Source organism: Sulfophobococcus zilligii, from assembly GCF_055398255.1.
Window position 1 is genome coordinate 437,021 of the sequence record NZ_AP042406.1, and the last position, 26,188, is coordinate 463,208.

Here is a 26,188-nt window from a genome sequence, read left to right on the forward strand (position 1 = left end):
TTCTCTTCGTTTTAACCGGTGGTAGCACTGGACGTATTAGTTACTGGTGGCGGTGGATTTATAGGTAGATTTCTAGTAGAGAAACTAATTGAAAAAGGATATAGCGTGGTCTCAGCGAGTTTAGAACCATCGCCCTTCCATGAACACCCAAAACTAGTCTATATTTCTGGTGATGTAACAGATGTTATCTTTATGAACAAGATCTTCTTGAAATACAAGCCAAGTGTAGTTATACATCTAGCTGCACTACTAGCTGATACATGTGAAAACAACCCAGTTGCAGCAACAAGAGTAAATATTGATGCTACACAGAATCTAATAGAGTTATCTATTACTCATGGAGTAGAGAAATTCGTATTTATGAGTTCAGCATCTGTCTATCACCCAGATACACCAGAACCGGTTAAGGAGGAATATGCTGGTAAACCCGTTTCCTACTATGGAGTAACCAAGTATACTGGTGAATTAATTGGATTATGGTATGCTCGAAAAGGACTAATCGATTTTAGAGCACTAAGACCAACCGTGGTATTTGGTCCTGGTAGATTTAAAGGTCCATCAGCCGAGTATTCTAGTTTAATTATAGAAAACGCGTTGAGAGGCGAAAAAGTAATTATCAAGAACCCCGAGGATAGAGTAAACTATATTTACGTTAGAGACACTGTAGATGCACTAGTAGCATTAATGGAAGCCGAGAAAACACCATCTAGAGTTTACAATGCAGGAGGATTTGTAAGCAAAGTCATCGAGTTCGCCGAGCTCGTTAGAAAATACATACCAACACTAAAATACGAGATCCAACCACAACCAACAGTTAGATACCCCGCTGTTGTAGATGATTCAAAAATACGATCAGAAATAGGGTGGACTCCAAAATACCTATATGAAAAAGCAATAGAAGACTATATTGAAACATACAGGAAAGGGAGTTCATTGTTTAAACTATCATAGTATGGGTAGAGAAAATGAAACTCGATTTGACTGGTAGAGTAGCTATAGTTACTGGCGGAGCAAAGGGAATAGGATTAGAAACAGCTATAACACTAGCAAAACACGGTGCAGACATAGCTATCGTAAATAGATCTAGAGAAGACCTCGAAGTAGCGGTAGAAGAAGTCAGAAAACAAGGAGTTAAAGCAATAGGTGTTATAGCAGATGCAACAAAAAGAGTAGAAGTAGAAAGAGCAGTTGAAGAAGTAGTAAGAACATTTGGAAAAATAGATATACTGGTTAACAATGTAGGAGCATTTCCAAGAAAACCCTTCCTTGAAATGACCGAGGAATTTTGGCGTGAAATGATAGATGTAAATCTAACAAGTGCATTTCTATTCTCTAGATATGTTGCACCACACATGATCAAGAATAACTATGGTAGAATAATCAATATATCATCTATTACAGGAATATATCATGGAGTACCAGGACTAGTACACTATGGAGCAGCTAAAGCTGGTATAATAGGATTTACTAAGTGTCTAGCCGCAGAACTGGCTCCATACAAGATAACAGTAAACGCTATTGCTCCAGGCCCCATTCTAACCCCTGGTGTAAAATCCATTTGGAGCCCCGAAGACATTAAAATACAGGAATTAATAAACCCACTCAAGAGGTTTGGTTTACCAAAAGATGTTGCGAATCTAGTTGTCTTTCTTGCAAGCGACTACGCGGAATTCATTACTGGCCAGGTAATAGTTGTCGATGGCGGTTTAACATTTGTAAATCCAAGACTCTCTGTTAAAGAAATATTAGCTTTGAAGGAAAAGGGTCAAATATAGTATATATTTTCCATATTAATTCATAGTTTTTAATTCTATAATTATCCTAGTTGACCAGGTATTCCAAGTCTTCGTTTTCAAATATATTTCTTAATACTTTTCCAATGGCCTTTCTAAGCATGATACTCGTAGTTGGCTTAGATAGATTTAATTGCTTTGCTAGTTCTTCGAGTTGAATACTTCTCTTACTTCCAAAATAACCTTCTTGATATGCTCTATTTAGTATATATAATTCTCTACTAGTAAGACCTAGTTTGGCGTAGTTACTAGATAATACTTTTATAGTGTTTTCAATACACTCTGCAAGAGATGATCTTTTGGCAGTAATGTTTTTCTTTCCATAATATGATTGAAGGTTATCTATGTATTTTTCAATGTGTTCCTCTTCACCCATTACACAAAATATTCTCTTCCCTCCTTTAACAATATAGGGAGATAATAATGTAACCCCATAGTTCTCAATTAACTCGTAGAATTCACACCTCTCTTTAACAGCTATCATGAGTAATGACCTCTCAGAAATAAATCTATTTAGAGAAAGAATTTTTGAATCTCTATTTCTCAATAACTCGTTTACTCGAGGTAGTAATTCAAGGTCTTTAGTATACGTTATTACCGTGTATACAGGGTCTTTGGGATCGCGTGAAACATAGAGTATAAGGGGCGTTGTACTCTGCCTAGAGAGCGGAACAAATAAGCTATTACTACTTGTATGAGTAGTAATAATGTAGCTCGTTAAGTGCATTAAAATTACTCCCTCTCTTATCGTGTCATTGCTCCCATTAATATTCTAGAAATAAGAGCAATATATACTTATATAAAACAAATCCATATGAGGACCTTGTAGCCAAGTATATAATTACCCCCATGGCCAGACCCGTGGATTTAGAAGAAGAGTTAGTGTTGTGTTTAGTTAAAATAGAGTACTCTAACTCACGCGATGTGATCAATACGTGAAATCAACCTATTACACACTCTCGTGTTCAACAGGAATATAGTAGCACACGGGTTACTCTAGACTATGTGTTAATATAGGTGATTCAAAGTTAAAACAACGCTAATAGACTACTTGTTTTTAAATGAACTTAGAATTACTGGAGATCACGTGATTTGAAAGTATTGAAGAGGGTTTAAAAACACTATACAAGGCGATTAAACCACAAATTAAACTATGCGAAGAGGGCTCTTTAATCTATGAGAGGAATAGAATTGTAGTTATACCAGCACATAGAGTTAACTTTGTGGATACAACTGGTTGTGGTGTTGCTATTAATACTGGTGTTCACTACGGTGTATTAATGGGTTGCAATATAGTTAGAGCCGGTAAGCTAGGCTCACTACTAGTAACCTATAAAGCAACGGGCTACAGTACTCAATACCCATCGAGAAACCTCAAAGAACTACTAGATTTGGAGGAAAACTATAAAAACTTGAAATAAAAAGTGTGTTCTTGGAGACAGGTCTAGGGGTGTATGAGTAGACTCAAGACTAGATATCTATTTAACTTCGTGGATTTCGGATCGATATGTAGTAATTGTAATGTGAATTGCTGTAAAAGATTCTATGCTATACTCCTCCCCGAGGAAGAAGAGGAGTTTTCACGGAATAGCTTCATGGTTGAAACCGAGCTGGGCTGTATCAAAGCTATTGGTTCTAGAAATGGAGAACCCTGTCCCTTCCTAGACGGGAACGGTAGGTGTAAAATATACAGTAATAGACCACTGGATTGCCGAATATGGCCTGTAATAATATACTATGATTTTAAAACAGGCGAGAGAGTCGTATACTTAGACCTTGACTGCCCAGCTGTGTCTAAAGGCCTCGTACCAAGAGAATTTGTTGAGAGAGTCGTAGAGGAATTTAGAAAAATCCATATTGATGAAGAATGGCTGAAAAAGTATACTCTTGCACCATGGCCGAACCACCTAGTGGAAATCTATAGATTTAAGAAATAATGGTTTTTCATTCAACCATGATCTTTATTGCATAGTCGTTATTGTTTCAGTGTTTCTCTAGCGTATTTCGCAACTATTATTGTACTCACCGTTGTAATTATTAAGCTTGCCAATACAGCGGTTGACGGGTCTACTAGTGGTAGTATTGTATTTAGCAGGGCTATTCCTATAAAGAGTACTATATTGGCGAAGGCTATTGATGTCGCTGCTGACTTCTACACCATAGACTTCTCTTATCATTGGTGGGGCCACTACATGTAGTCCTACTCCTACACCCATTATGATTATAGAGATTGGGAGTAGGTAGTTGTTTCTAAATTGATGTATTATGTAGAGAAGGATCCATGCTACTGCTATAAATACATGTGATAGTATTAGTATGGGTTTTCTCTTCTGGATGATCTTGTCGCTTATATAGCCGGCCAGTAGCGATGAGACTAGGAATAGTGTTGCAAGTAGCATCAAGTAGTAGCTAACAACTATTCTATCTAGGCCATGGTAATCTGATAGAAGTAGCTGGCCCCAGGAAGACTGGAATGACAATACTACTCCATATGTTGCTAGTGTACCAATACTTACACTCCAACTATGCGGGTCTTTAGCAATTAATCCTAGGTTTCTAAGTGTTACCAGTATGCTTCCATTAGAGCCATTATCTCTAAGGCCGATGCGACTAGTAAGCCATAGCAATACAGCGACAATTATTGTTATAGTAGACAACACTATAACAGTGTATACAAAGCCAAATCTCTCTAGGAATAATCTAAGCGGGTATGTAGCGAGCAACGCGCTCAAACTACCAATCATTAAACCAATAGCAGTAGCCCAGGCCTGCTCATCCCTCCTATAGTAGAGGGAGAGCGCTCTTTGATACGAGAGAAAGAGCACAGCAGCTGAAAATCCAACCACGACTCTACTAGCGAGTAGTAAAACCGGTGAGCCAGTAGCCATGAGTAGTGTTCCAAAACCCATAACCAGTAGTAGAAGCGTTGTAACTCTACTAATTCCAAAACTATCTAGAAGCGAGCCGAGGAAAAACTGTGAAAAACCATACGCGTAGAAGAAGAGTGAAGAGGCCAATGATAACAATACTCTAGAGTCACCATCGAGGACTCCAGCTATCTCGGAAATCTCCCTCTCCATAATCCCCGTCATAGATCTATGGAAAAAATCCAGGCTTATTCCAGCTAAAAGCACACTTGTTAATATAATGCGTTTACGATGCTCCATAAGCACCACCCAGGAAACACTGGTTAATGGTAATAGAGGATTTTAATCCTTTACATATCAGCCACTAAAAAGCCGGGTGATGCTCTACTCTGTGAATAACTAGATTTCAATATTCTATGGGAAACCCTGTGTAAACCAGAGGGGATGATTAATACCGGGCAGGATGTTGTCCACTCCTGCATTTCTCAACGAGTTCAACTAGTTTGTTTTCTAAGTCTTTAACATCTACCCCCAATACCACTGCTTCTCTGAGGGCTTCAAACGCGTTTTCAATACACTCTCTACTATTACAGTATCTTAGTTTATCCTCGAGTTTTTCAATCGCGTCTTCAGGGTAGGCGAAGAAGTCTCCGGATACTACTACATTTACTATTTCGCATTGATCACTTAGTGCAACATCTAGTTTAACTGTTTTACCATGTCTTAGAATAATTGATTCATACTTCAAAGAAGAATCACCTCTTGTAAATCCACTCAGGGCTCTTATACTTACCCACTGATTCACTAGCTACTCTCAATTCTTTCTCTGATAATTCATCATGGTAGATCTCGGCGTTTAATGCTTGTTTAAATCCCTCTATGAATGTTTTAACTAGTAGATCCACATCTACTTCTCCAATAATGTCTTTCAATGTAACAACCCTCTCCCTTATACTCTTAACCCCCTTACTCGCTAGTTTCTCGCGTGGTGCAACCAGTGTTTTTTCTAGTACATCGAGGTTTGTAGCATACATTAGTGTTCCATGTTGGAGGAGAACACCCATTCTACGTGTCTGTGCACTACCAGAGATCTTCCTACCACTAACAACAACGTCGTTTACTGGTGCAAACTCAGCGTTTACTCCTAGTTTTCTAAGTGTATATACTAATGCACTACATATTACACGGTAGCTTTCAAGGACATCTGTTAGCACTCCTTGTACTGGTAGCACGATACTATATGTTACCTCGCCGTTTGTATCGTGGTATACCGAGCCTCCGCCAGTAATCCTCCTAGTAAAATCAATACTGTTGGCTTTAATGTATTCGAGGTTGACTGCATCGCCCACTCTCTGAAAGTAGCCTATTGTCACAGCACTTGGTTTAAACCTGTATAGTCTAAGAGTATTTTCTACTTCTCCCCTCACTCTCAACTGTAATAGTGCTTCATCAATAGCCATTTGCCAATATGCATCACGTCCTTCCAGGTCGAGTATTACTCTCAGCTTCAAGTATTTACACCCTGTAATCCAAGATGTAGATAGACATATAGATAGTAGAATAAATAAACATGTTATTGATTGTTAATACTGGTGCCAAAGTGGTGAACAGTGAAATCTATGTAAGAGTATCTATTGGAACACTGTTTAAACTAGGACTCGTAGATTTAAAAGTAAAAGAAACACCTACATCAGCCTATCTACTCCAGTATTCACCAATTGGCTGCCGTGCTAGCTGCGGCTTCTGTCTACAATCACATAGACAAATACAAGATACTACGAGTGATAAACTGGGAAGGGTTACATGGCCTGTAATCGAGCTCAGTAAACTACTAGAGAAATGGAGTAGTGTATTTACACGTATCTGCCTACAGACAATTATTAAACCAGGCTTCCACCTAGAAGCACTAGAAATACTAAAGAGGATCAGAGAGGCCGGGGAAACAAAGCCGTTTTCACTAGCTATAACACCAGTCTCGAAAACAATACTTGAAGAAGCGAGAAAACTCGGAGTAGACACGCTGGGAGTAGGATTAGACACGTCGACGCCAGAACTCTTCGAGAAGTGGAGTAAACCATATAGTTGGAGTATATACTGGTCTTTCATCGAGAAGGGAGTAGGTGTCTTCGGCAGGGGCAATGTATACGTACACTTAATTGCAGGTCTTGGCGAGACACTAAGAGAAATAGTCTCAGCTATGAAGAAGATTTATAGTATTGGTGGTAGAGTAGCATTATTCAACTATACTATGAGGGGTTACTCACCCGTTAAAATAGAATATTATAGACTAGTACAAATCGCGAGACTACTACTAGAAAACAATTTGGACCCAGATGAATACATAGACTACGAGAAAAACACAATTAGAAAACAAATACCATTAAATACACTTGAAAACGCGTTTTACACGAGTGGTTGCCCAGGGTGTAATAGACCATTCTACAATGAAAGCCCCCGCGGCCCAATATACAATATTCCATCTAGACAAATACTCGAAGAATACCGTGAAGTATTAAAGAGAGAACTAGAAGGAATTGGTGTATCAATGTGAATATACAGTACTTCACACCTAGATACAAGTATAAACCCGTATCACTCACGGGAAATCAGTGTGCATTAAACTGTAGATTCTGTAATAGGAAATACCTTGAAAACATGGTCCACGTAAACCCATCTAATTTCACCAGGGTTATAAAAGAGCTATACGAGTACGGAGTAAGAGGAGTCTTACTTAGTGGTGGATTTAACCGTGATGGAGTACTACCAATAGAAAACTATATTGATGAATTAAGAGTTGTCAAGAGAGAACTAGGATTAATTACTAGTGCACACTTGGGTTTGAATACTAATAGAGACCTACTACTAGAATTGAAAGAAGTAATAGACGTTGTAGACTACGAGTTTTCACTGAGTTCATTTATAGTAAATGAAATAAGAGGGTTTCAATTCAAACCAGAGAGATATATTGAAGCACTAACTAGAATGCTTGAAACCGGGTTACACGTAGTACCCCATATCTACGTATGGCACCCAGGGTTAGATAGAGAGTTACTCACTAGAGAAACAAGTGTTTTAAGTGATCTCGGTATAGAAGAAGTTACACTACTTGTCTACATAGACCCCTATGTAAAATATGAACCATTGAAACTAGCAGGTATCGTATTAGAAAACATTGAGTATTTAAGGAATACCTATTCCGGAAAGATTTATTTGGGGTGTATGAGGCCGGGTTATATCAAGCCACTCTTAGACCCAGTAGTCATTGAGAAAAACCTTGTTGAGCGCGTAGCTAATCCACACTATAGTGTTCTACGTAAATACCCCAGCGAAGTATTTGATGCATGTTGCTCTATACCATTAACAGATGAAACAAGAAGGATATTCAAAGCCCCGGGAATAAACTAGTTAAAAAACTATGGATATAAAAACTAGTTTTATATTTTATTCAACTCACTACGTATTGCAATTGGACTTCTAGATTGGCACTTTTAGACCCGATGATGGCTAAAATGCAAGTAATTCTATTGGAGTTTATGAGAGAAAAGATGAAAAGTTAGTGAGCTCATAGTTCTCCTACATGTAGACTCTTGATATCCCTATTCCTGGCTAGTATAGAGCACCTATTGTTCGCGAAGTATTCTGCCAATTAGTTTATCCACCTAGAACACTATTGTGTTTTAAGAGGTGGAGAGAGGATTAGAGGGGAAAAGCATTGAAGTCTACGTTCCGAACTGTAATTCATACGTCATTGGGTCGCAGTATTTAAACCACCGATAATACCAGCCGTAGGTCTTACCACTTACATCGGTAATATTAACATATGGTGTTGTATACTGATTATCACTCCTACCAGCATTGTATAGTTCTACGTTCAAACTAACTATGTTACCTGGAAGTGAAAACGTTATAGATATAGAGCTTATTGGAGAGTCGCCTTCACGAATCTCATAATCCTCGAGGAATGGTTGAATACGATCACCGACTGAAGGCCCATCAGCACAATGCGGTCTAGTTTGAGGTGGTAGATATACCTCAGAAGGTTCCAACCAAGTTCCAACATCCCGTATAGCAGATGGGTAGAGAATTCCAACCTCTCTACAGAAGTAGTTACCACACATTAGAATTTCCTCATATACAAATTTAACGTAGAGATATACCCTGACCCTGGAGTTTCCAGTAAGTTGACTAGAACATCCAGAGAAAGTCGCAGCAGTTATTTTCTTACCAGCTGGATTGAGTGGTGGCGGATTACCCAAGTAGCTAACCCCTGCAAAGTATGTTAAGTACATGGCTGAAGGCCTTGGGTAGTGAACAAAGCAGAAGCTTGTATTAAGGCCACTTAAGCTGTACAGGTAGGGTCCTTTAACCCATGCTCTACACTCACCACGTTTATAATCAGGTCTCTGCTCTACTATAGTCATACTACATATCTGATTACCTGTACCACCTCCACCTTCACCTATATCACGCATATTTGCATCTTCGCTAGTAGTAATACTCCAGTCTTTGCTTACTACTTCTTCGTATGTAATGGGTCTTTCTTGTGTATTAAACCCACTTGCTTCCATGAGTTTAGCCATGTCTACTTCTACTCTGTTTAGTAGACTCTTTGGGTAGACGCTTATACCCCTATTGAAGACCAATACCTCCTCTTTGCCCTTAACACAGTTTACTATGAGGATGAATTCTTGTGGTTCATAGTATTTAACAGTGTAGCTTCTAGATACTTCATCGTATTTTAATTTGACTGGAATAGCTGGTATATACTTCTTCACTGTTATCGTAGAGTCTGGAGACACAGACCCGGTATACAGGTATTCTAGTCTACCATACTCTGTTGGAGCTAGTGGTGTGGGAAATCTAGCTACAACTACAAGGCATTCGTCAGCATCTACTTTTGGTATTTTTACATCGAGTCTTACAAGGACTAGAGGATTACCCTCGATCCAGCTCTTGTAAAGCCTCTCTAATTCATCTTCTTGTGAAATAGCTATAGGGGTTGATGCTAGGATTAGTACTATCAAGATGATGAGTGCTATGGAGCGATTCAATCAAGACACCATACTTCCAAATATAATATTAGTGCCTATGGATTTATAAGGCTTACTCTCCACAACTACTATACGTAAAGGGAGAGAGGAGAATTAAAAAGCCTTACAACTTGTCTCCTACTATCTACTCCAACCTGTATGATGGTGTAGAAGGGCACTCTAGAACTAGAAATAATGAAATATTATTTTTCATTGTATACTTGTCAACTTGGACTTAACAGATTCTATTTTATATTCCAGTGTTATTTCTTTATCAAATCTTAGATCTAGTGATATATCAATTGCTATTCTTGAAACACCTGTTTTCCTTAATTCACTAGTTACTACTTCGAGTAGACGGCTTAGTTCATTAAAAGATTCTAATTCTATCCCTGTACCAAAAGGTGTAATAGTGTATTTTAAACCCATTGACTCTATAACCCGGATTACTCTTGCAACATAGTTACTTAAACTAGCACTGCTTGTTCCAATTGGTATAACCCGTAGAAATACTAGTATTTTCACTCCCACCACCATAAATAAATTAAATCCAGTCTAAGACAATTAATAATTAATGGATTAATAAACAAGTGAGAGTGATTGCACCATGTTTACACTTATACCGATTATAATAACACTAGCGGTTTTACTCGTGTTGATTGGTATAATACTTGTATTTATTGGTATCCTCAGAGAATCTACTAGAGAAGAGAGTGAAGTAGAAGCTGGTGGAGTTGTAATTATTGGTCCAATACCAATAGTTGTTGGAAGCAATCAGAGAATTGCTAAGTCACTACTAGTACTTGCAATTGTATTGACAGTAATTCTTGTTTTAATCCACATACTAATAGCAGTATTGTGAGGTGGAGATTGATGAAATTACAGTATATTGGTTTCTTACTTGTTTTCACAGGTATAATACTAGTCTTTGTAGCTACACTACTACAAGTATACTATGCTTTAACAACAAGTAGTGAAGAAGTAAAAGTAGGTGGAGGTGGTTGTATTATAATATTGTTTATTCCAATATGTTTTGGTGTTGGAGAACCCGCTCTAATTACTACTCTAATGGTCTTGGGGTTGGTTTTAACAATAGTGTTGATTTTACTCAATATATACTTAACTAGAGAGTTCAAAAAGACGGTTGTGTAGAAGACACTAGTTTATTTTACTCTAATTAAACTATCTATAACTAGGTTATAACTCGGTGTTTACAATTGACTCTTGGTTTTTACAGCGAGCTAGAAAAACAATTGAGGTTTAATAGAGAACTGGCAAAAATAGTAGTAGAGAAAATCAAGGGTTTATTCACAGAGTACACTGTTAAAACAGGTATTGAAAGACTAAAAATAATGGATTTTTGCGGTACACACGAGTGGAGTATTACATACTATGGGCTTAGAAGCCTTGTTCCAAGCGGTATGGAGCTTGTAGCAGGACCTGGATGCCCGGTTTGTGTTGTCCCCTCTCACTACATCGAGGAGTCAATTAAACTCGCACTGGATGGAGTGGTTGTCTATGCCTATGGAGATGTATACAAGTTGAGAGCTAGAAGGAGTGTTAGAGGAGCTTATTCTCTAAGTGAGGCTAGGAGTCTTGGTGGTGATGTTAGAATAGTACAAGATATACTATCAGCTACTAGAGACGCCGCTGGACACGGCAAGCCATCCGTCTTTATAGGAGTAGGGTTTGAAACAGCTGCACCAGCATACGCTTGGAGTATTCTAAGGAAACACCTACCAGTAAACCTCAAGTTACTAATCCTGGTTAAACTCACGCCCCCCGCGATGTTTTACTCTCTAGAGGTCAGTAGAGAAAAACCAACTGAGCCACCAATTAATGGTGTAATAGCCCCGGGCCACGTCTCTACTATTACAGGTGCTAAAGCATGGACTCCTGTCTCAGAGAACTATGGGTTACCAGTTGTGATCTCTGGTTTTGAGCCACTAGATGTACTCGTATCTATTCTAGAAATAATGAAGCAACTAGTTGAAGGTAAAGCTGAAACAGTTATTGAATACAAGAGGAGTGTTTCATGGCATGGAGATCTAAGAGCACAAAACGCTATAAACAAAGTATTTGAAGTAGTAGACGATGCATGGAGGGGTATTGGCTTCCTCCCCAAGAGCGGGTTGAGATTGAGAGAAGAATACAGGTTATACGACGCCTTCCACGAATACGGTGTTAGAGAGTTGAAACCAGTTGAATGGGAGAAAGACATGCCCCCGGGTTGTAGGTGTGCTGAAGTAGTACTAGGCAAGGCTTATCCAACACAGTGCCCGTTATTCATGAAGGCTTGCACACCGCAGAAGCCAGTAGGGCCCTGCATGGTTTCAATTGAGGGTACTTGTGCTATATGGGCTCGGTTCGGGTCCCGCGACCTACTACTCCGAATTACAAACGAAGTTAAAACTAGTAAGGGGTGATCTATGTGTGCATTGGCTCACCAGCAGTGGTATTAAGTGTCGACCACGAGAAAATGACGGCAATCGTGGATTACGGTGACGGTATTCCACGAGAGGTTTTAATAGGGATTTCCGAAGAGCGCGTCAAGCCCGGCTCAATAGTAATCATCCACGCTGGAGTAATAGTTTCAGAAATGAACGAGGAGGAGGTATTAGAACAACTGGAATTCTTTAAAACAACACTTGGAGAAGAAGCTAGTAGCGGGTTTACAAAGATCTATGAATACTTATTGAAAGAGTCGAAGAAAATAACGGGTGAGAAAAAGTGAAAGAATATATTACTCTAGCCCATGGATCCGGAGGCGTTGAAATGCATGAAATACTCGAGAAATTATTCTTTAAGAGGGTGAGTGATAGATTTAAACGCGTAGAGGGAGGTATTGGAATAGATGAACCAGACGATGCAGCCGCTATACCAATAGGTGGAGGTAAATACCTCGTTGTATCAATCGACGCGTATACTGTAAACCCCCCGTTCTTCCCCGGGGGCAATATAGGTGTATTAGCCGCGAGCGGGTCAATAAACGATGTTTTAATGCTTGGTGGAAGACCAATAGCTCTACTAGACGCTATTATAGTTGAAGAAGGCTTTCCACTAGAAGACCTAGAAGTAATAGTCGACTCGTTGATTAAAACACTCGAAGAAGAAGGAGTAGCATTAATTGGTGGAGACTTCAAGGTAATGCCCAAGGGGCAGGTAGACAGAATAACCATTACAACAACAGGTATTGGTATATCGGAGGGGCCGCCAATAACCGATAATCCAAGGCCTGGAGACAAGATTATTGTGAGTGGTTATCTAGGAGATCACGGCGCAGTAATACTACTAGCACAACTAGGCCTGCAATCAAGTGAAACTGGATTATTGAAAAGCGATGTCAAACCACTCACTAAACTAATGCTTCCACTACTAGAGAGGTATAGAGCGTGTATTACAGCAGCCCGAGACCCAACAAGAGGCGGGTTAGCAGGTGTATTAAACGAGTGGGCCTCGAAGACAAATACACTAATAGTTATTAGAGACGCCGACGTCCCAGTGAGAGAACCAGTTAGAAGATACGCCGAGGTATTAGGAGTAGACCCATACTACCTTGCAAGCGAGGGAGCAGCTGTACTCGCCGTGAGAGAAGAGTGCGCTGTGGAAGTATTAGAGTATATACACAAACTAGGATTTACAGAGGCTAGAATTATTGGTGAAGTAAGAGAAACAGATGTATTCAAGGGATACGTGGCAACTGAAACACCCATTGGAGGACTACGTGTAGTTGAACCTCCAAGAGGAGAAATAGTTCCAAGAATATGCTGAGTTGAAAACCATGCCGAAAAAGCTTTCAATAGGCAACACAGTAATTACACGCATAGGCTTTGCCGGTGTTAAAGTAGAATACAATAAACACTCTATTTGCATCGACCCTGCTAGCGAGGTAGAAAACTGCAGTATAATACTCTACACACACAGCCACAGTAGACACTACACTAACTCACCAGTCAGCAGTGAAAAAAGAGTTTACTCGCCTTTTACAGGGGTTATTGTAAAACCAGGGGATGTATTAGAAGTAGAAGGTATACGCATCACTGTGCGCGAAGCCTACAACGATCCTAGTATACATGGAGACAGCGTTCCCCATCCCAGGGGTTTTAGTGTTGGATATATTCTCTCTCCTCCCGAAGGGCCAAGTATATACTATGTTGGAGACAGCGACCTAGTCCCCGAGTTAATACAAGTAGAATCCAGTATCGATGTTTTAATTCCACCCATTGGTGGAGGAGCAGTAATGAATCCCGAAGACGCTTTTGAACTAGTTAAATCCATTAAACCAGTAGTCACTATACCAGTTCACACTGAGGATCCACGACTACTCTATAAATTCAGAGATATGGTCCAGCCATATACACAGGTGGTATTACTTTGGAAGTAGACCCTTATGAAACACTTAAAACACTATTGTCAAACGAGAGAATTATTCCTCCATTAATGAAGTGGAAAACCGTTTCAACAATAGAGTACAGGAAGATCTATGAAGAAAGCATTCGAGACCCGTATTCCTTCTGGGAGAGAGAAGCATTAAAACTATCATGGAGTAGAAAGTGGAGCAGAGTTGTCGAGGGCCAGCCGCCGAATACCAAGTGGTTTACTGGTGGATACATTAATGCATACTACAATATTATCGGCAAACATAGAAATACGTGGATTTGGAGTAAACCAGCATTTATATGGGAGAATGAAGAGGGAGATTCACGTATAATTACATATGGCGAGCTAGATAGACTAGCCAGTAGAATAGCGTCTAGCCTCAGATCAATTGGAGTTAGACCAGGAGACTGGGTCTTAGCATATATATCTCCCTCAATAGAAGCCCTTGCATTTCTCTTAGCATCAGTAAAGATCGGGGCACCATTTGAAACTGTTTTCACTGGTTTTGGCTACTACGAGCTAGCCAAGAGGATTAGAGATGTAAACCCAAACATTTTGTTAGCAACCAGTGGTTTCACCCGCCGTGGGAAACTAGTGGACACGCTTTCAACAGTTAGAAAAGCAGTAGAACTATCTGGTTTTAAAAACCCCGTTGTTGTAATTGAAAACCCGGGGACGCCACCGCTTAGAGATAGTGAACTAAGCCTCCAAGAACTACTCGGCTATAGCAGTGGAAGTATAGAAGACTATACCGCTCCCAGTGAGCACCCATTATTTGGCTTACACAGTGGCTACAGCGACGAGTATAGTCAAATAGTTTACCCCACGGGAGGCTTTCTAGTACAAGTATATTCTACAAGCCAGTGGATAGGACTTAGACCTAGAGACACTTATTTCTGTACTGTGTGGCCTGGTTGGATTACTGGTGTAAGCTACGTTGTATTCGGTCCATTAATGATTGGTTCAACAATTGTCTTATACGAGGGTGGACCAGACTACCCGTCATGGGATAGGTGGTGGAGGATTATAGAAGACTACGCTGTAACACTATTTCTCACAACTAGTAGTGCTCTTAGAATACTTAGAAAACAAGGAGACCAATATGTAACAAGTAGAAATCTCGATACACTAAAAGCAATACTAGTAACAGCCGAGCCACTAGAACCAGATACATGGTATTGGACTTATAGAGTAGTAGGTACTGGTAAAACGCCAGTTATTGACTCAAAACCAGACGGGTATACTGGTAGAATACCCGTAGTAAACCTCTATATACAGAGTGAAATAGGAACATTTGTAACCGGCAACCTAGTAAACTATACATTCCCGCCAATCGCGCCTGGCTCGGCTGGTACACCAATACCAGGATTCAATGTAGGTGTAGTAGACAGCGAGGGCCGTGAATTAACCGAGTCTATTGGTGAACTAGTAGTTAGAAATCCATGGCCAGCAATGCCAATTAAATACCCGGTTGAATACAGAGAGAAGTGGAAAAACGGCTATTATAGAACAGGAGACTATGCCTACATAACGAGAGATGGATATGTATACGTCCTCGGAAGACTAGACAATATAGCGAAAATAAGCGGGTATAGAGTAAGTCCAGGAGCAATAGTTAAAGCACTCAGAGAGCTGTTGGGGATAGAAACAAGAATTTATAGAGTAAAAGACCCGGAGAGATTCGAGTCATTTATACTTGAATACAAGGGTCCGGTGACACCAGAAGAAGTTAAATCCACTATTAGAAGAGCAATTGGAGGTATAGTAGAACCCAAGCAAATAATCAAGGAAGAATAAAATCAGTTTTTGCCGTGTTCTTCACCACTCTGTTAACCGACCTTTCATCACCAAGAAATGGTATGAAGTATTATGGTGTTTAAAATTAGTGTGTAAGAGGATCAGAACTCAAGACCGTCATCACATTGCAGCCAACCCGAGCGCTCATCATCAAAAAATACTATCTCTCTCCTTCTTTATAATTCTCTCTATACTCCTCGTAGTAGGAACATAGTTTTCTATAAACACAGTATTTACACTCCCATTGATATCTAGGGTGGACAGTATCATTGATTATTGCTTTTACTTCTTCTTCGATGTCTACAGGCTGGTATTCAATTGGGTATTCTACTAGCTTGTCTAGCGTGATATAGATTAATAAGCCTTTCTCCGCGCCGAGTAGTTGAAGATATATTCTCAATTGTTTTACATGGTGGTCTCTGGGCAGATTAATAGCTGTTCTACTCGTTTTAACTTCTACTACGAGCCCCTCATCTCTCTTAAAAGCATCAACCCTACCCTTTAGCAAGTATTGTTCTCCATCAACAACTATTTCTCTCGATACCTCTAATTCTACTTCAAACCCTTTTTCAGCGAGTAGTCTTCCTAAACCCGTGTGGACAATATCTCCGAGTATAGCTGCTGGCTCAAATGACAATGTGAGTTCGGGGTATTTCTTTCTCAAGTGGTATTTATGGCTGCATCCAACGAGGTCTGTTACATAGATAATTCTTGGGTCTCTAGACTCTGGTAGTTTCTTCAACTGCTCCTTTAAAACCCACTCGTATAAAATGTCTATTATACTGTAATTTCGACTCTGCAATGAAAGCCCCTTGTTAATCTAGTTTCCCTCTGCATTTATTTGTTTCTATGCAGATTTCAAGATATGTTTTCTCAACTGGTTTTAAACCATATTCTACAACTAGTTTTTTCACTAGGGAGGAAAACACTTCTCTATCTTCATCGCTCTGTAATTCTAGTTCGAGAAACCATCCAACACCTATTAACTCGTCTAGTGATGCCTCTATGCCACGGTATTTATAGACAATTCTCTTTTTAGCTATTGCTAGTACTGGTTTAAACCCTAGTTTTAGTAATAGCTCGTTGAGTATGCTATTATACTCTGTATTCAATTTAATTTCTAGTTCATCTCTTGTTTTAACACCCATTGAATCAATTCTCTTCGGTCCCTTGTAGGTTAGTGCGAGGAATTCTCTTGAATTACACTTTCTCCATCTAATTCTAACTGCTTCATCTGTCTTCGAGAAGTCTCTGCATGGATGGTTATAGTAGTAATCGATTTCAATACACTCATAGATTTTACTAAAACCAGTTTCTTCCAGTAGTCTGGTTGTAAGTAGAGGGTTTTCTACTCGTAGTTTTACTTCTACCTCGCTAACCAGACTCCAGCACCCTTCTACTAGCTTTTTCTAAAACTCTTTTCACTGTTTCAACTGTGTTTCTATAGGCGCTTCTAGGTGTTTGTGTTAATGGTGGATATTCTAATTGATGCGTGTAGAATGCTTTTGTAAAAGCAATACTTCCTCTTTTCAAGCCTATTCCATAACCTCCTTCGAGTACTATTACTGTGGGGACATTTACTTTCTCAACTAGTAATCCTAGTTTGTAATATGAGAACTCTGTAAGCGATAAATCAGCTAGTCCATCGTTTTCAAAAGCGTCAAAACCAGCTGATACAACGATTGCTTCGGGTGAGTATTTTACTACTAGGTTTTCAACCATATCTACTAGTTCTGCGAATAAATCGTCTCCTGTATATCTTGGTAGAACAATGTTTACTTTGTATCCATATCCATCACCCTCTCCTAGTTCATCGGGGTATCCTGTGTGTGGGTATAGTGTATCTGGGTCTTGGTGGAAATCTACTTGTAGTATTTTATCTCTATAAAATATCTCCATAGTACCATTACCGTGATGCGCGTCGAAATCCAATACCATTATCTTTTTGTATCCAGCATCTCTAAAGCCATATACAGCTACGGCTGCATTATTTAGAATACAAAAGCCTGTTGATGACACACCCGGAGTTGCACCAGCTATTCCGGCGTGGTGTCCCGGGGGCCTTCCAATCAAGAAGACTCTACGTGATTCAAGCGCGTATTTGTATGCTAGGTAGAAGAAGCTTAGTGCAAGGTCCATGGTATCTCTCGACATGTAGGTGTCTTCATCTATGTCTATGGGTGCTCTATGTGATAGATTGAGTAGGTAGTCTATGTATTCTGGTGAGTGTATTCTCCTAGCTAGCTTCAATGCTTCTCGCTTGTCTACTCTTTGAATACTCTCTTCTTCTACAGCTATTCCCTCTGATACGAGAGATGATTTTACTTCTAGTACTCTACGTGGGTTTTCGGGGTGGTGGTAGAATGGTTTATGCATAAAAGTGGATTCTTTTAGAAAAATAATTCTCAATACGTTGCACCTATGATGCATAGTATAGTGCTTGATATAGTGCTTCAATTAATTGTTTTTTATCAATGTCTTTGGAGACTCTAACTATTGCTAGATTGGGGTGTCCAGCTATATCGTTTGCAATACCTTCTGCTAGTAGAAACTTGGCTATTCTATATGCTCTACCACCAGATGCTTTTATAATTAGCAAGGAGTAGCCTCTATTTGTACCAGCCAGCATTGCCACGGGTGCTTTTAGTATTAATGCTAGTTTAGATGCTAGTGCTGTAGCACCCCTCTTCTTCCACACGTGTCTAGCATCCACGAATCTGAAATCTCCTACTTTTACTGCTCCTATAGCTAGTTTCATTGCTATATCAGTTACTTCCTTGTCTCTTTCTTCAATAACTTTTTTCACGGTTGCCCATGTTGTCTCGTTTAACGGCATTGGTACTGGTGTGGGGTCTGCAAGCCAGTAGACAGTTTTCAACCATAATTCCTCGTTTCTAACAGCTGTAAGTGCTTTTGAAATCATTTTGGCTATTTCAAACAGCTTCATGTATTTCTCGGGTATTCTCTTACCTGCATCCATGTATTTTATTACTTCAACGAATTCTCGTAGTTTCGGGTGTATTGGTATATTGTTTTTAACTAGTTCTTCATAGATGAGAACAGATGTTGGCATTCTATAATCTACTATTACAGTGTCAAATACTTCTTTCAACTCGTTTATCTTCTGCATGCTGGCTATGTGGTGGTCTACAAATACTATTCTACCGATTTCAAAGTGTTGCTTCATTAATTTAACTATTCCCCCTAATACCTCACTGTATGGTATGTCGAGGAAGTAGACTAGTTCATACTTGTCTTTTATCTCTGTTAATAAATATCTTATTCTATCTGGGTCTACTGGTATTTTTACTACTTCTACATCTCCCTGTATTGGATATTTCTTAGCGTATTCCTGGCTATAAGTTAACAATGCTGTTGCCACTACACCATCTGCATCCCAATCTCCAAGTATAAGGATTTTCTTTTTTCTCTCCACACCATAAGCACCTCAACACCTCTTAATCAACTATAGCATATATTTAAATCATGGTTTTAAACTTGATTTAAATATAGTGGAAGCACTTTTACCTGGGATTACCTAGATTGAGCTATCTATCTGGTTTAATCAATGATCTGAGGAAACGTGTTTCAGTAACTAGTAGATTAGAAGATAGTGGTAGCCGTGATCTACCAGTAGTATTCGAGGAAACACCCAGTAGACACGTCGAGATAACTAGTAGAGAATTTATTAAAACACTCAATGTTAAACCCCTAAGACCACAAGGAGAACTATACGCACTCGATTCTAGTTCTAGAGTTGTCGAAACACCCTACCTCTTCCTGGGAATTGGGGCTGGAAGTATTTTTAGTAGGTTTACTGGTAGAGGAATAGACGTCCCCAGTCCATCTTCACTACTTGGACTAGAAAAACCACTATGCAGACACGTCTTGTTAATACCGGGAATTGAAGTCAGCGAGCAGGAATGGCTTTTACTAGACATGCCGGGGGTAATGACAAAAAACCCTCTTGGAAAACCATATACGAGTAGTTATAATAAACAATTAGCACTTGGAGAGCTTAGATTAAGCCTTGAAAACTGTATATTATCGATTTTCAACTCGTCAAATCTAGCTGTCTCTAATAATATTTTACTCGTCGACGGTCCCTTAATCTATCCTAAAATACGTGTATTTGAACACATAGAAGAAGCCCAAGTAGTTAAAACAATATACTCTGAAAGCATTGAATACTTAAATAAAGAGAGAGTAGAAGTACTCAGAGAAATAATGAATCGGGGAGTTCTCGTTGCGGGGGTTGTAAAGAGGTTAATGCGTAGCTACTACTTGTCGAGTATAGACCCGTTTGGAATGGCCATGGGCTTGGTGAGCGATGAAACATATCTCTATACACTGATTAATACTCGTAATCCAGAACCTGGTAAACCAGTAGTAGTAGGGCCTATTAGAGTAAAACACGAAATCCCCAATGCACCGAGAATAATGTGGTATCTAGCAATACCGCGGAGACTACACCCTGTACCTGGTAGAATGGGCAATTACCTAGTGTTTAGAGTAGAGGTTTTCGAGTCTAGTGAGTGGAGTGAAAACGATATACTTGGATATATCGTGTATGATAGTCTATACATGGGTGGTCTTCTACCTCTAAGTATATTGATTACTGATAAGAGAGTTAAAAAGATCACTTCTTCAATCACATCGTATCTACTATATACAACAGGCCTCTCGGAGGAGTCAACTAGTCAATATATTAGTGTTTTATAACTCATATTTGAATTGAAGTAGAGGTAGAATTCTTCTATTGATCCACGGGGAGGCGTTTCTTGCCATCTAGCGAGATAGTTAGAGATATCGAGGAGAAATTAAAGAAAGCAATTGAATTCAGCGAGAAAATAGGACGTATTGTAGGCTTTGTATCACGGACAAGTCCATCACTAATTAATGAAGAAGGAGGTTATGTAGTATTCGATGTTGACCCAGTAGTATACTTTCAAAACTACTCAATGCTCGCACAGGCTGGCAGTATACTTGGAGTAGTAGATATTAAAACAATGAATGTTGTAAGCTTGAAAGTACTCAGTGTTGAAAGACGGGATATTCTTGCAGAACTAGACCTACCAGATATGTACTACCCTCTTCCACACTCAGAAGCCTCTGGATTACTAACAAAGACGAGAATTAAAGCCAAGCCACTACTTGCATACAATCCCGAAGCAGACGAGTTAACAGTAGCAAACTATGTTATAGAGCCGCAGAGCCCAGTAGTCCTCTTAACAGATACACATATAATCCAGAAAATTATGGGTCTACCTACAACAGGAGTATTTCTAGGATATGCTACTATTGGAGATACACCGGCTTTCGAGGGAAACGCCCCCTTGTTTCTACCATTAAAAGCATTTTATCAACACATACTAGTACTGGGAACAACTGGTAGTGGTAAAACCACTCTACTTAAAAACATGATTGCATCAATGTATTCTGGCTATAATATTGGAGATGAAAAACCAAGTATTGTTGTAATAGACCCCAATAAAGACTATATTACAATCCCTCTACCACCACCATGGACTATAAACACGTATGCTTCTAGAGACGAGGTGGTATTAGCCGAGAAATCCATGGAGAAAGTAAATGGATTAAACGGGGTAGTAGTAATACTCCCCGTTACACGAAGCGTGATTGAAGAATACCTCGCTAAATACGAGACGTGGGCCCGTATATTGAAGGCTATCGGGGAAGATTATATCCATAGTGTTCTACGCCCATTAACCACGAGGTTTAATTGGAGCTATGAAATCATCGATATAGATGTAGTAGAAGAACCAGGCAGTCCAAGGCCCCTGAGATTTGTAAAATCAAAAATTAGAATTAGATATAATAATAGCTCTCGAGACATATACTACTACATTATCCCCTACGCCCTAAGATTTACTGATTTTGCACCCCGAGAAATAATAGCTTTGAATCCATACTTCACGAGACAAGCAAAAGACGCATTGCATAGAATACTCCATGCACTAACATGTAAAAACGCATACCTCGAGACAATTTATGACTTATATGAAGCGCTCAAAGAAGCAAGGTATAGACTAGAAGATAAATACACGAGGCCTAGAGGAGTGGTCCTCGACCCAAGCAGGGAGTACGTAGTAGAAGTAATAAAAGACCTTGCAATACACAAAAGCACTATTGAAAACATGATTAGACAAATAGCTGCAATAATAGATACTGGACTTTTCGACGTGTACACTAAGGGTAGTGGAGAAGACAAATACCTCCATGAACCACCGCTTGGACTAGTACTTGAAAAACACTTTGAATTATTTAATGGTTATCCAATAGTAGTAGACCTAGAATACCTGCAAATACACTCTGAAGCAGACCCAGAGAAGACGATCAGTATTGTTGCATTTAGAATACTAAACAAGATCTTTGAGTGGAAGATAGTTGAAAGCAGGTATAGAATGACAGCCAAGCCAGTATTGATATTTATTGATGAAGCACACAGGTTTTTCCCTAGTAGAGGCGGGGCAGAGGAATACATTGAAAACGTTTCATCAATGATTGATAGAATAGCGAGACTTGGCCGCGCGCGAAGACTTGGTTTAATATTTAGTACTCATAGCCCTAGAGACGTCCACGACATAATACTACAATTAGCAAATACAAAAATTGTTTTGAGAACTGATAAAACACATTTATCAATACTAGACCTGCCCGAAGAATACCGTGATTTCATAACGAGAGCTAGTGATAGAGTGGGAGTTGTAAAAAGCCATGTTTTGAGACTTGGATACGCTAGTTTCAAAACACCACTACCATTAATTGGACACTATGATCTATCAGCGCTTTGAGAGCTAAGTACTCTCCACGCATATAGAAACCTCTCTAGTACAGTAATACCAGTTAGAATAGTTAATACTATGAATAATAGTAGAGCTATATCTGGTATGTAAGCATAGAGCAGTAGTATTATTGATAGACCAATCAATCTCTCAGCTCTCTCCATTAATCCAACTCCACTCATATTTACTCCCAGAGACTCTCCTCTCGCACGTGTATAACTAACCATTAGAGAGAATGCTAGATATAGTAGTACGAGTTTAGTGTTGAAACCTAGTTCAATGAGAGTTAGAGAGTATATTATCTCGCATATTCTATCAGTGAAAGAATCGAGAAAAGCACCTCTTCTAGATGCTGTATTAGTGAGTCTTGCGAGAGAACCGTCGATAGCGTCTAGAAAACCAGTTGTTAAAATAGTTGCTAGTAGAATAAATGGTGTTTTATACTGAATAGTCAATACATATCCAGCTAGTGCTAAAAGTATTGTTGAAAGAGTTAGTTGATTCGGAGTTACACGTGTTTTACTAATAATCCAAGCTATTCTACGAAGCAATCCCTCTAGACTACTCCGTAGTTTGTTCAACAATGCAGTTTTCACCACATATTTCTCTACACATCTTCAGCATTACAAGTGCATCTTGCTCTAATATAGGGCTTTCACTTATAACTACAGCGTCTACTCCAGTCTCGCATAGAGCAGTGCAAACGTGTTTAAAGTCTGGTCCATAGCCTTCTTCATCTAGTCTATGGTGTTCTCTCTCACCACTCTTTCCATACTCGATTTTGGAGAAGTGTATGTGGAGTGGTTTTAAAGCCCATGAACCAAGGTTTTTCTCGATTTCTTCTATTACTTTTAAAACGTCTTTTTCAGACCTAATGAATTTTCCACCGCTCCTCGCGTATAAATGCGCGAAGTCTACTACTGGCCTCGTACCCTCTACTCTACTCGATATTTCTAATACCTCGTTTAAATCACCCACCTGGCTTGTTTTACCAGTTGTCTCAGGGCCCAGCCAGACGTTTTTAGCGTTTAATTGACTTCTATATTCTACAACGCTCGCTAGTGCATTAACTACTCTATTAACAGCTTCTCTCTTCGACGGGGCGTCTTTATAGTATCCTGGGTGGAAGACTACTACGTAAGCACCCATCCAGTATGCTGCTTCTACAGCTGCTTTTAATCTCTCTATACTTGCTTCAACAACGTCTTTTCTACCAGCTAGGTTTATAAAGTAGGGTGCGTGGAGGCTTAGTCTTACACCATTAGCTCTTGCTTCGAGGCCTAGAGCTCGCGCTTTATCTTCTTTTATATTAACTCCTCTCACCGCTTCATACTCCATAGCGTTTAAACCAATTTCGCGGAGGAACGCTGGTGCTTTTAATATATCACTAGTCTTCATTGTTATGGGTTTACCAGCCGGGCCAAACCAAAACCTCGGCATTCAACCCCCATTTGTATATATAGAGCTATTGAACTTAATAATCAATGGCGAGAGAATTGATTAAACCAAAATTGAAAAACGAGGTTTTACTATTCAAGGGGTTGAGGTTCAACGTTGTTAGAAGAATATACGAGAAAGATGATGGTGTATTTGAGAGAGACGTTGTCGTCTTCCCCGAGGCAGTTGTAGTACTACCATTTATCTCCCCCGACGAAGTAGTATTGATAAAACAGTTTAGAGCTCCACTAAACGACTATATTATTGAAGCACCAGCTGGAGTTGTAGATAATGGTGAAACACCAGAAGAAACAGCGGAGAGAGAACTAGTAGAAGAAATAGGTTACCGGCCCGGGAAACTAGTTAAACTAGGTTCTTTTACGCCAACACCGGGTTATAGCACGGAGATACTCCACTTCTACTATGCTACTAATTTAGAGTATGTTGGTGCTAGACCAGAAAAATACGAGGTAATAACTCCATTTAAAATAAGTTTCAGTAAGGCATATGAAATGGTATTGAATAATGAAATAAAAGATGCTAAAACAGCACTACTAATACTCCTATATAGTGCTCTAAGAGGTGGTTAAATGAGTATTGATCCAGGCGTGCTGAAACGACTCTTATACTTCGAGGTAAGAGTAGAGGGTAGTGATAACTGGGCTTTTAGGGAATTTATAGACTTGATCCTAGATATGCTTGAAGAAAGATTTCCACTTATTATCAATGAAGCACTAGAACCATACGGACTAGATGCATCAATAATAGAGAACAAGGGGTGCCAGGTCTTCCCCGAAGAGGATAAATGCGAAGAAATACTAGTAGTAGAAGTATATGAAAAAGACGGGAGGAGACCACTAGTATATGCTGGTTACAGATTTAATAGAGGCAGTAATACACTACAAATAAAGCTCATTGGAGTTAAAGACGCTGAAACAAACCAGAAGATTTAAAACCATATTCAACGGGTAGCACAGTCTACAATGTATTTATCTTTTTTATTTATAGCTAAAACTAGAGTATAAAACGGTGTTACTAGAGTGTCAGCGCTTACACGTGTAAGACCAACGAAAATAGAGTTGATTAGACTTAAACGGAGATTAACAACGAGTATTAGAGTTAGAAAAATCCTTGGTGAGAGACTTACAATCCTAGTTAATGAATTTATGGCGGCACTACTAGAAGCAGTTAAAAAGAGAAAAACACTACAAAAACAACTTCTCGAAGCGTATAGAAGGGCAGAAGTTGTCCTTGGAATCTATGGACCCAGTGCACTAAGCCACCTTGAAACAGCATCGCCTAAACCCAAAATATATGTTGGTACAGAAAACATTATGGGTGTAAAAGTAAAAACAATTATTTTAAAGTATAGTGATGACGTTAAACTCCACCCAGCGGGTTTAAACGAATTTGCAGAGTATAGTAGACAGTTTATACAAGTCCTACTAGACCTTGCAAAACTAGAAAACGAGCTCTACGAGCTGGGGAGGGAAATATCATCCACTAAGAGAAAAACAAATGCACTAGAACACATTATTATACCTAGACTACGCGAGACAATTAGACAACTACAATTAAAATTCGACGAGAGGGAGAGAGAAGAAAAAGCCAGGTTTAAGAGAATTAAACAAGTATTAACGAGGAAGAAGACGCTTGAACAGTGAAGACTTCCTCGATGTATTTCTAAGAGAAGAATTAAAAATAGTTAATAAACACCTTCCAAGACGAAGGGCTTCAATCTGCGAGTTAATCAATATGGAAGTACCATACATCCAGACAAGTAATGGTTCAATACATGTATTCGACCCTAGAGAACTAGAAATTCTAGCGAGTATTAGTGGTAGAAACTGTAATTTAAAACTACCAATAATACTAGAATACCTTGCTGAGGGAGATGGAGTATACATTATAAGAGACCCGCTTGAATCACAAGTAGTTGCTAGTATTCTAAATATTAGTTTTTCAACTCCATTATACCTTGATAGAACACGAATACTTGAACTCCGTAGAATTCTCAGAACCACTACTATAATCTTATTAAATCCAGGACAAATACTATAGATTCACGGTAAAGGTGC

31 protein-coding genes are annotated in these 26,188 nt (G+C 39.3%); 19 read left to right on the forward strand and 12 right to left on the reverse strand.

Annotated features, from left to right (window positions below; translation table 11 throughout):
• Window positions 1-18 precede the first annotated feature (18 nt).
• A complete protein-coding gene (locus ACZ5YP_RS02350; RefSeq protein WP_464835652.1) occupies window positions 19-951 on the forward strand; it encodes an NAD-dependent epimerase/dehydratase family protein in 933 nt (310 codons plus the stop codon).
• Window positions 952-965: 14 nt separating this feature from the next.
• Entirely contained in the window at window positions 966-1,775 is an 810-nt protein-coding gene (locus ACZ5YP_RS02355) for an SDR family NAD(P)-dependent oxidoreductase (protein ID WP_464835653.1), read from the forward strand.
• 46 nt (window positions 1,776-1,821) lie between these two features.
• Here ACZ5YP_RS02355 and ACZ5YP_RS02360 read toward each other — a convergent pair whose 3' ends face one another.
• Window positions 1,822-2,520, reverse strand: a complete 699-nt coding sequence (locus ACZ5YP_RS02360) for a helix-turn-helix domain-containing protein (protein ID WP_464835654.1) — start codon at window positions 2,518-2,520, stop codon at window positions 1,822-1,824.
• A 496-nt stretch (window positions 2,521-3,016) separates the two neighbouring features.
• Between ACZ5YP_RS02360 and ACZ5YP_RS02365 the strand changes: the two genes are divergently transcribed.
• Together ACZ5YP_RS02365 and ACZ5YP_RS02370 are read left to right on the forward strand one after the other, a co-directional pair.
• Window positions 3,017-3,214, forward strand: a complete 198-nt coding sequence (locus tag ACZ5YP_RS02365; RefSeq protein WP_464835655.1) for a hypothetical protein — start codon at window positions 3,017-3,019, stop codon at window positions 3,212-3,214.
• Between the two features lie 33 nt (window positions 3,215-3,247).
• Window positions 3,248-3,730 carry a YkgJ family cysteine cluster protein gene (locus ACZ5YP_RS02370; protein WP_464835656.1) on the forward strand — a complete coding sequence of 161 codons (483 nt, stop codon included), beginning with the start codon at window positions 3,248-3,250 and terminating at the stop codon, window positions 3,728-3,730.
• A gap of 57 nt (window positions 3,731-3,787) precedes the next feature.
• On the opposite strand, the gene ACZ5YP_RS02375 is transcribed toward ACZ5YP_RS02370, so the two are convergent.
• From ACZ5YP_RS02375 to ACZ5YP_RS02385, 3 genes are all read right to left on the reverse strand, one after another.
• Window positions 3,788-4,960: an MFS transporter gene (locus ACZ5YP_RS02375; RefSeq protein WP_464835657.1), complete on the reverse strand. Its 1,173-nt coding sequence runs from the start codon at window positions 4,958-4,960 to the stop codon at window positions 3,788-3,790.
• A 148-nt stretch (window positions 4,961-5,108) separates the two neighbouring features.
• Entirely contained in the window at window positions 5,109-5,408 is a 300-nt protein-coding gene (locus tag ACZ5YP_RS02380; RefSeq protein WP_464835658.1) for a lipoate protein ligase C-terminal domain-containing protein, read from the reverse strand.
• Between the two features lie 7 nt (window positions 5,409-5,415).
• Window positions 5,416-6,171: a lipoate--protein ligase family protein gene (locus ACZ5YP_RS02385; RefSeq protein WP_464835659.1), complete on the reverse strand. Its 756-nt coding sequence runs from the start codon at window positions 6,169-6,171 to the stop codon at window positions 5,416-5,418.
• Window positions 6,172-6,260: 89 nt separating this feature from the next.
• Here ACZ5YP_RS02385 and ACZ5YP_RS02390 point away from each other — a divergent pair, with 89 nt between their 5' ends.
• Window positions 6,261-7,211 carry a radical SAM protein gene (locus ACZ5YP_RS02390; RefSeq protein WP_464835660.1) on the forward strand — a complete coding sequence of 317 codons (951 nt, stop codon included), beginning with the start codon at window positions 6,261-6,263 and terminating at the stop codon, window positions 7,209-7,211.
• The gene (locus ACZ5YP_RS02395; RefSeq protein ID WP_464835661.1) at window positions 7,208-8,065 is read left to right on the forward strand and encodes a radical SAM protein; all 858 of its coding nucleotides are present in this window, start codon (window positions 7,208-7,210) and stop codon (window positions 8,063-8,065) included. The genes ACZ5YP_RS02390 and ACZ5YP_RS02395 overlap by 4 nt, the downstream gene beginning before the upstream one ends.
• Before the next feature lie 314 nt (window positions 8,066-8,379).
• Here the strand turns inward: ACZ5YP_RS02395 and ACZ5YP_RS02400 are convergent, their stop codons facing one another.
• Together ACZ5YP_RS02400 and ACZ5YP_RS02405 are read right to left on the reverse strand one after the other, a co-directional pair.
• Window positions 8,380-9,711 carry a hypothetical protein gene (locus tag ACZ5YP_RS02400; protein WP_464835662.1) on the reverse strand — a complete coding sequence of 444 codons (1,332 nt, stop codon included), beginning with the start codon at window positions 9,709-9,711 and terminating at the stop codon, window positions 8,380-8,382.
• Window positions 9,712-9,900: 189 nt separating this feature from the next.
• Window positions 9,901-10,215 carry an MTH1187 family thiamine-binding protein gene (locus ACZ5YP_RS02405; RefSeq protein WP_464835663.1) on the reverse strand — a complete coding sequence of 105 codons (315 nt, stop codon included), beginning with the start codon at window positions 10,213-10,215 and terminating at the stop codon, window positions 9,901-9,903.
• Window positions 10,216-10,297: 82 nt separating this feature from the next.
• Here ACZ5YP_RS02405 and ACZ5YP_RS02410 point away from each other — a divergent pair, with 82 nt between their 5' ends.
• From ACZ5YP_RS02410 to ACZ5YP_RS02440, 7 genes are all read left to right on the forward strand, one after another.
• A complete protein-coding gene (locus ACZ5YP_RS02410) occupies window positions 10,298-10,552 on the forward strand; it encodes a TIGR00304 family membrane protein (protein WP_464835664.1) in 255 nt (84 codons plus the stop codon).
• 11 nt (window positions 10,553-10,563) lie between these two features.
• Window positions 10,564-10,842 carry a TIGR00304 family membrane protein gene (locus ACZ5YP_RS02415; protein WP_464835665.1) on the forward strand — a complete coding sequence of 93 codons (279 nt, stop codon included), beginning with the start codon at window positions 10,564-10,566 and terminating at the stop codon, window positions 10,840-10,842.
• 65 nt (window positions 10,843-10,907) lie between these two features.
• Window positions 10,908-12,116 carry a hydrogenase formation protein HypD gene (hypD, locus tag ACZ5YP_RS02420; RefSeq protein ID WP_464835666.1) on the forward strand — a complete coding sequence of 403 codons (1,209 nt, stop codon included), beginning with the start codon at window positions 10,908-10,910 and terminating at the stop codon, window positions 12,114-12,116.
• Between the two features lie 5 nt (window positions 12,117-12,121).
• Entirely contained in the window at window positions 12,122-12,424 is a 303-nt protein-coding gene (locus ACZ5YP_RS02425) for a HypC/HybG/HupF family hydrogenase formation chaperone (protein ID WP_464835667.1), read from the forward strand.
• Window positions 12,421-13,461 (forward strand): hydrogenase expression/formation protein HypE, encoded by a 1,041-nt coding sequence (gene hypE / locus ACZ5YP_RS02430; RefSeq protein ID WP_464835668.1) that lies wholly within the window; start codon window positions 12,421-12,423, stop codon window positions 13,459-13,461. Before ACZ5YP_RS02425 ends, hypE begins: the two co-directional genes overlap by 4 nt.
• 10 nt (window positions 13,462-13,471) lie before the next feature.
• Window positions 13,472-14,074 (forward strand): MBL fold metallo-hydrolase, encoded by a 603-nt coding sequence (locus tag ACZ5YP_RS02435; RefSeq protein ID WP_464835669.1) that lies wholly within the window; start codon window positions 13,472-13,474, stop codon window positions 14,072-14,074.
• Window positions 14,065-15,867 (forward strand): AMP-binding protein, encoded by a 1,803-nt coding sequence (locus ACZ5YP_RS02440; protein WP_464835670.1) that lies wholly within the window; start codon window positions 14,065-14,067, stop codon window positions 15,865-15,867. The genes ACZ5YP_RS02435 and ACZ5YP_RS02440 overlap by 10 nt, the downstream gene beginning before the upstream one ends.
• 160 nt (window positions 15,868-16,027) lie before the next feature.
• Here the strand turns inward: ACZ5YP_RS02440 and cas4 are convergent, their stop codons facing one another.
• From cas4 to ACZ5YP_RS02460, 4 genes are read right to left on the reverse strand one after another with little or no spacing between them, the layout of a single operon-like run.
• Window positions 16,028-16,669, reverse strand: coding sequence for a CRISPR-associated protein Cas4 (cas4, locus tag ACZ5YP_RS02445; protein ID WP_464835671.1), 642 nt, complete (start codon window positions 16,667-16,669; stop codon window positions 16,028-16,030).
• 13 nt (window positions 16,670-16,682) lie between these two features.
• Complete coding sequence (gene cyaB / locus ACZ5YP_RS02450; RefSeq protein WP_464835937.1) at window positions 16,683-17,249, reverse strand: class IV adenylate cyclase; 567 nt, start codon at window positions 17,247-17,249, stop codon at window positions 16,683-16,685.
• Window positions 17,242-18,276 carry a histone deacetylase family protein gene (locus ACZ5YP_RS02455; RefSeq protein ID WP_464835672.1) on the reverse strand — a complete coding sequence of 345 codons (1,035 nt, stop codon included), beginning with the start codon at window positions 18,274-18,276 and terminating at the stop codon, window positions 17,242-17,244. Before ACZ5YP_RS02455 ends, cyaB begins: the two co-directional genes overlap by 8 nt.
• 10 nt (window positions 18,277-18,286) lie before the next feature.
• On the reverse strand, window positions 18,287-19,303 hold the full coding sequence (locus tag ACZ5YP_RS02460; protein ID WP_464835673.1) for a DHH family phosphoesterase: 1,017 nt from the start codon (window positions 19,301-19,303) through the stop codon (window positions 18,287-18,289).
• Window positions 19,304-19,410: 107 nt separating this feature from the next.
• Between ACZ5YP_RS02460 and ACZ5YP_RS02465 the strand changes: the two genes are divergently transcribed.
• Complete coding sequence (locus ACZ5YP_RS02465; protein ID WP_464835674.1) at window positions 19,411-20,589, forward strand: DNA double-strand break repair nuclease NurA; 1,179 nt, start codon at window positions 19,411-19,413, stop codon at window positions 20,587-20,589.
• Between the two features lie 59 nt (window positions 20,590-20,648).
• On the forward strand, window positions 20,649-22,682 hold the full coding sequence (locus ACZ5YP_RS02470) for a helicase HerA domain-containing protein (protein WP_464835675.1): 2,034 nt from the start codon (window positions 20,649-20,651) through the stop codon (window positions 22,680-22,682).
• Here the strand turns inward: ACZ5YP_RS02470 and ACZ5YP_RS02475 are convergent.
• Together ACZ5YP_RS02475 and ACZ5YP_RS02480 are read right to left on the reverse strand one after the other, a co-directional pair.
• Complete coding sequence (locus ACZ5YP_RS02475) at window positions 22,661-23,257, reverse strand: CDP-alcohol phosphatidyltransferase family protein (protein WP_464835676.1); 597 nt, start codon at window positions 23,255-23,257, stop codon at window positions 22,661-22,663. The genes ACZ5YP_RS02470 and ACZ5YP_RS02475 overlap by 22 nt on opposite strands.
• Window positions 23,235-24,113, reverse strand: coding sequence for a TIM barrel protein (locus tag ACZ5YP_RS02480; RefSeq protein WP_464835677.1), 879 nt, complete (start codon window positions 24,111-24,113; stop codon window positions 23,235-23,237). The genes ACZ5YP_RS02475 and ACZ5YP_RS02480 overlap by 23 nt, the downstream gene beginning before the upstream one ends.
• 56 nt (window positions 24,114-24,169) lie before the next feature.
• Here ACZ5YP_RS02480 and ACZ5YP_RS02485 point away from each other — a divergent pair, with 56 nt between their 5' ends.
• The 4 genes from ACZ5YP_RS02485 to ACZ5YP_RS02500 all read left to right on the forward strand — a co-directional run bounded on the left by ACZ5YP_RS02485 (window position 24,170) and on the right by ACZ5YP_RS02500 (window position 26,171).
• Window positions 24,170-24,700 (forward strand): NUDIX hydrolase, encoded by a 531-nt coding sequence (locus ACZ5YP_RS02485; RefSeq protein WP_464835678.1) that lies wholly within the window; start codon window positions 24,170-24,172, stop codon window positions 24,698-24,700.
• Window positions 24,701-25,063 (forward strand): hypothetical protein, encoded by a 363-nt coding sequence (locus ACZ5YP_RS02490; protein ID WP_464835679.1) that lies wholly within the window; start codon window positions 24,701-24,703, stop codon window positions 25,061-25,063.
• Between the two features lie 87 nt (window positions 25,064-25,150).
• Entirely contained in the window at window positions 25,151-25,774 is a 624-nt protein-coding gene (locus ACZ5YP_RS02495) for a V-type ATP synthase subunit D (protein WP_464835680.1), read from the forward strand.
• The gene (locus tag ACZ5YP_RS02500; protein ID WP_464835681.1) at window positions 25,764-26,171 is read left to right on the forward strand and encodes a DUF61 family protein; all 408 of its coding nucleotides are present in this window, start codon (window positions 25,764-25,766) and stop codon (window positions 26,169-26,171) included. Before ACZ5YP_RS02495 ends, ACZ5YP_RS02500 begins: the two co-directional genes overlap by 11 nt.
• Window positions 26,172-26,188: the final 17 nt, after the last annotated feature.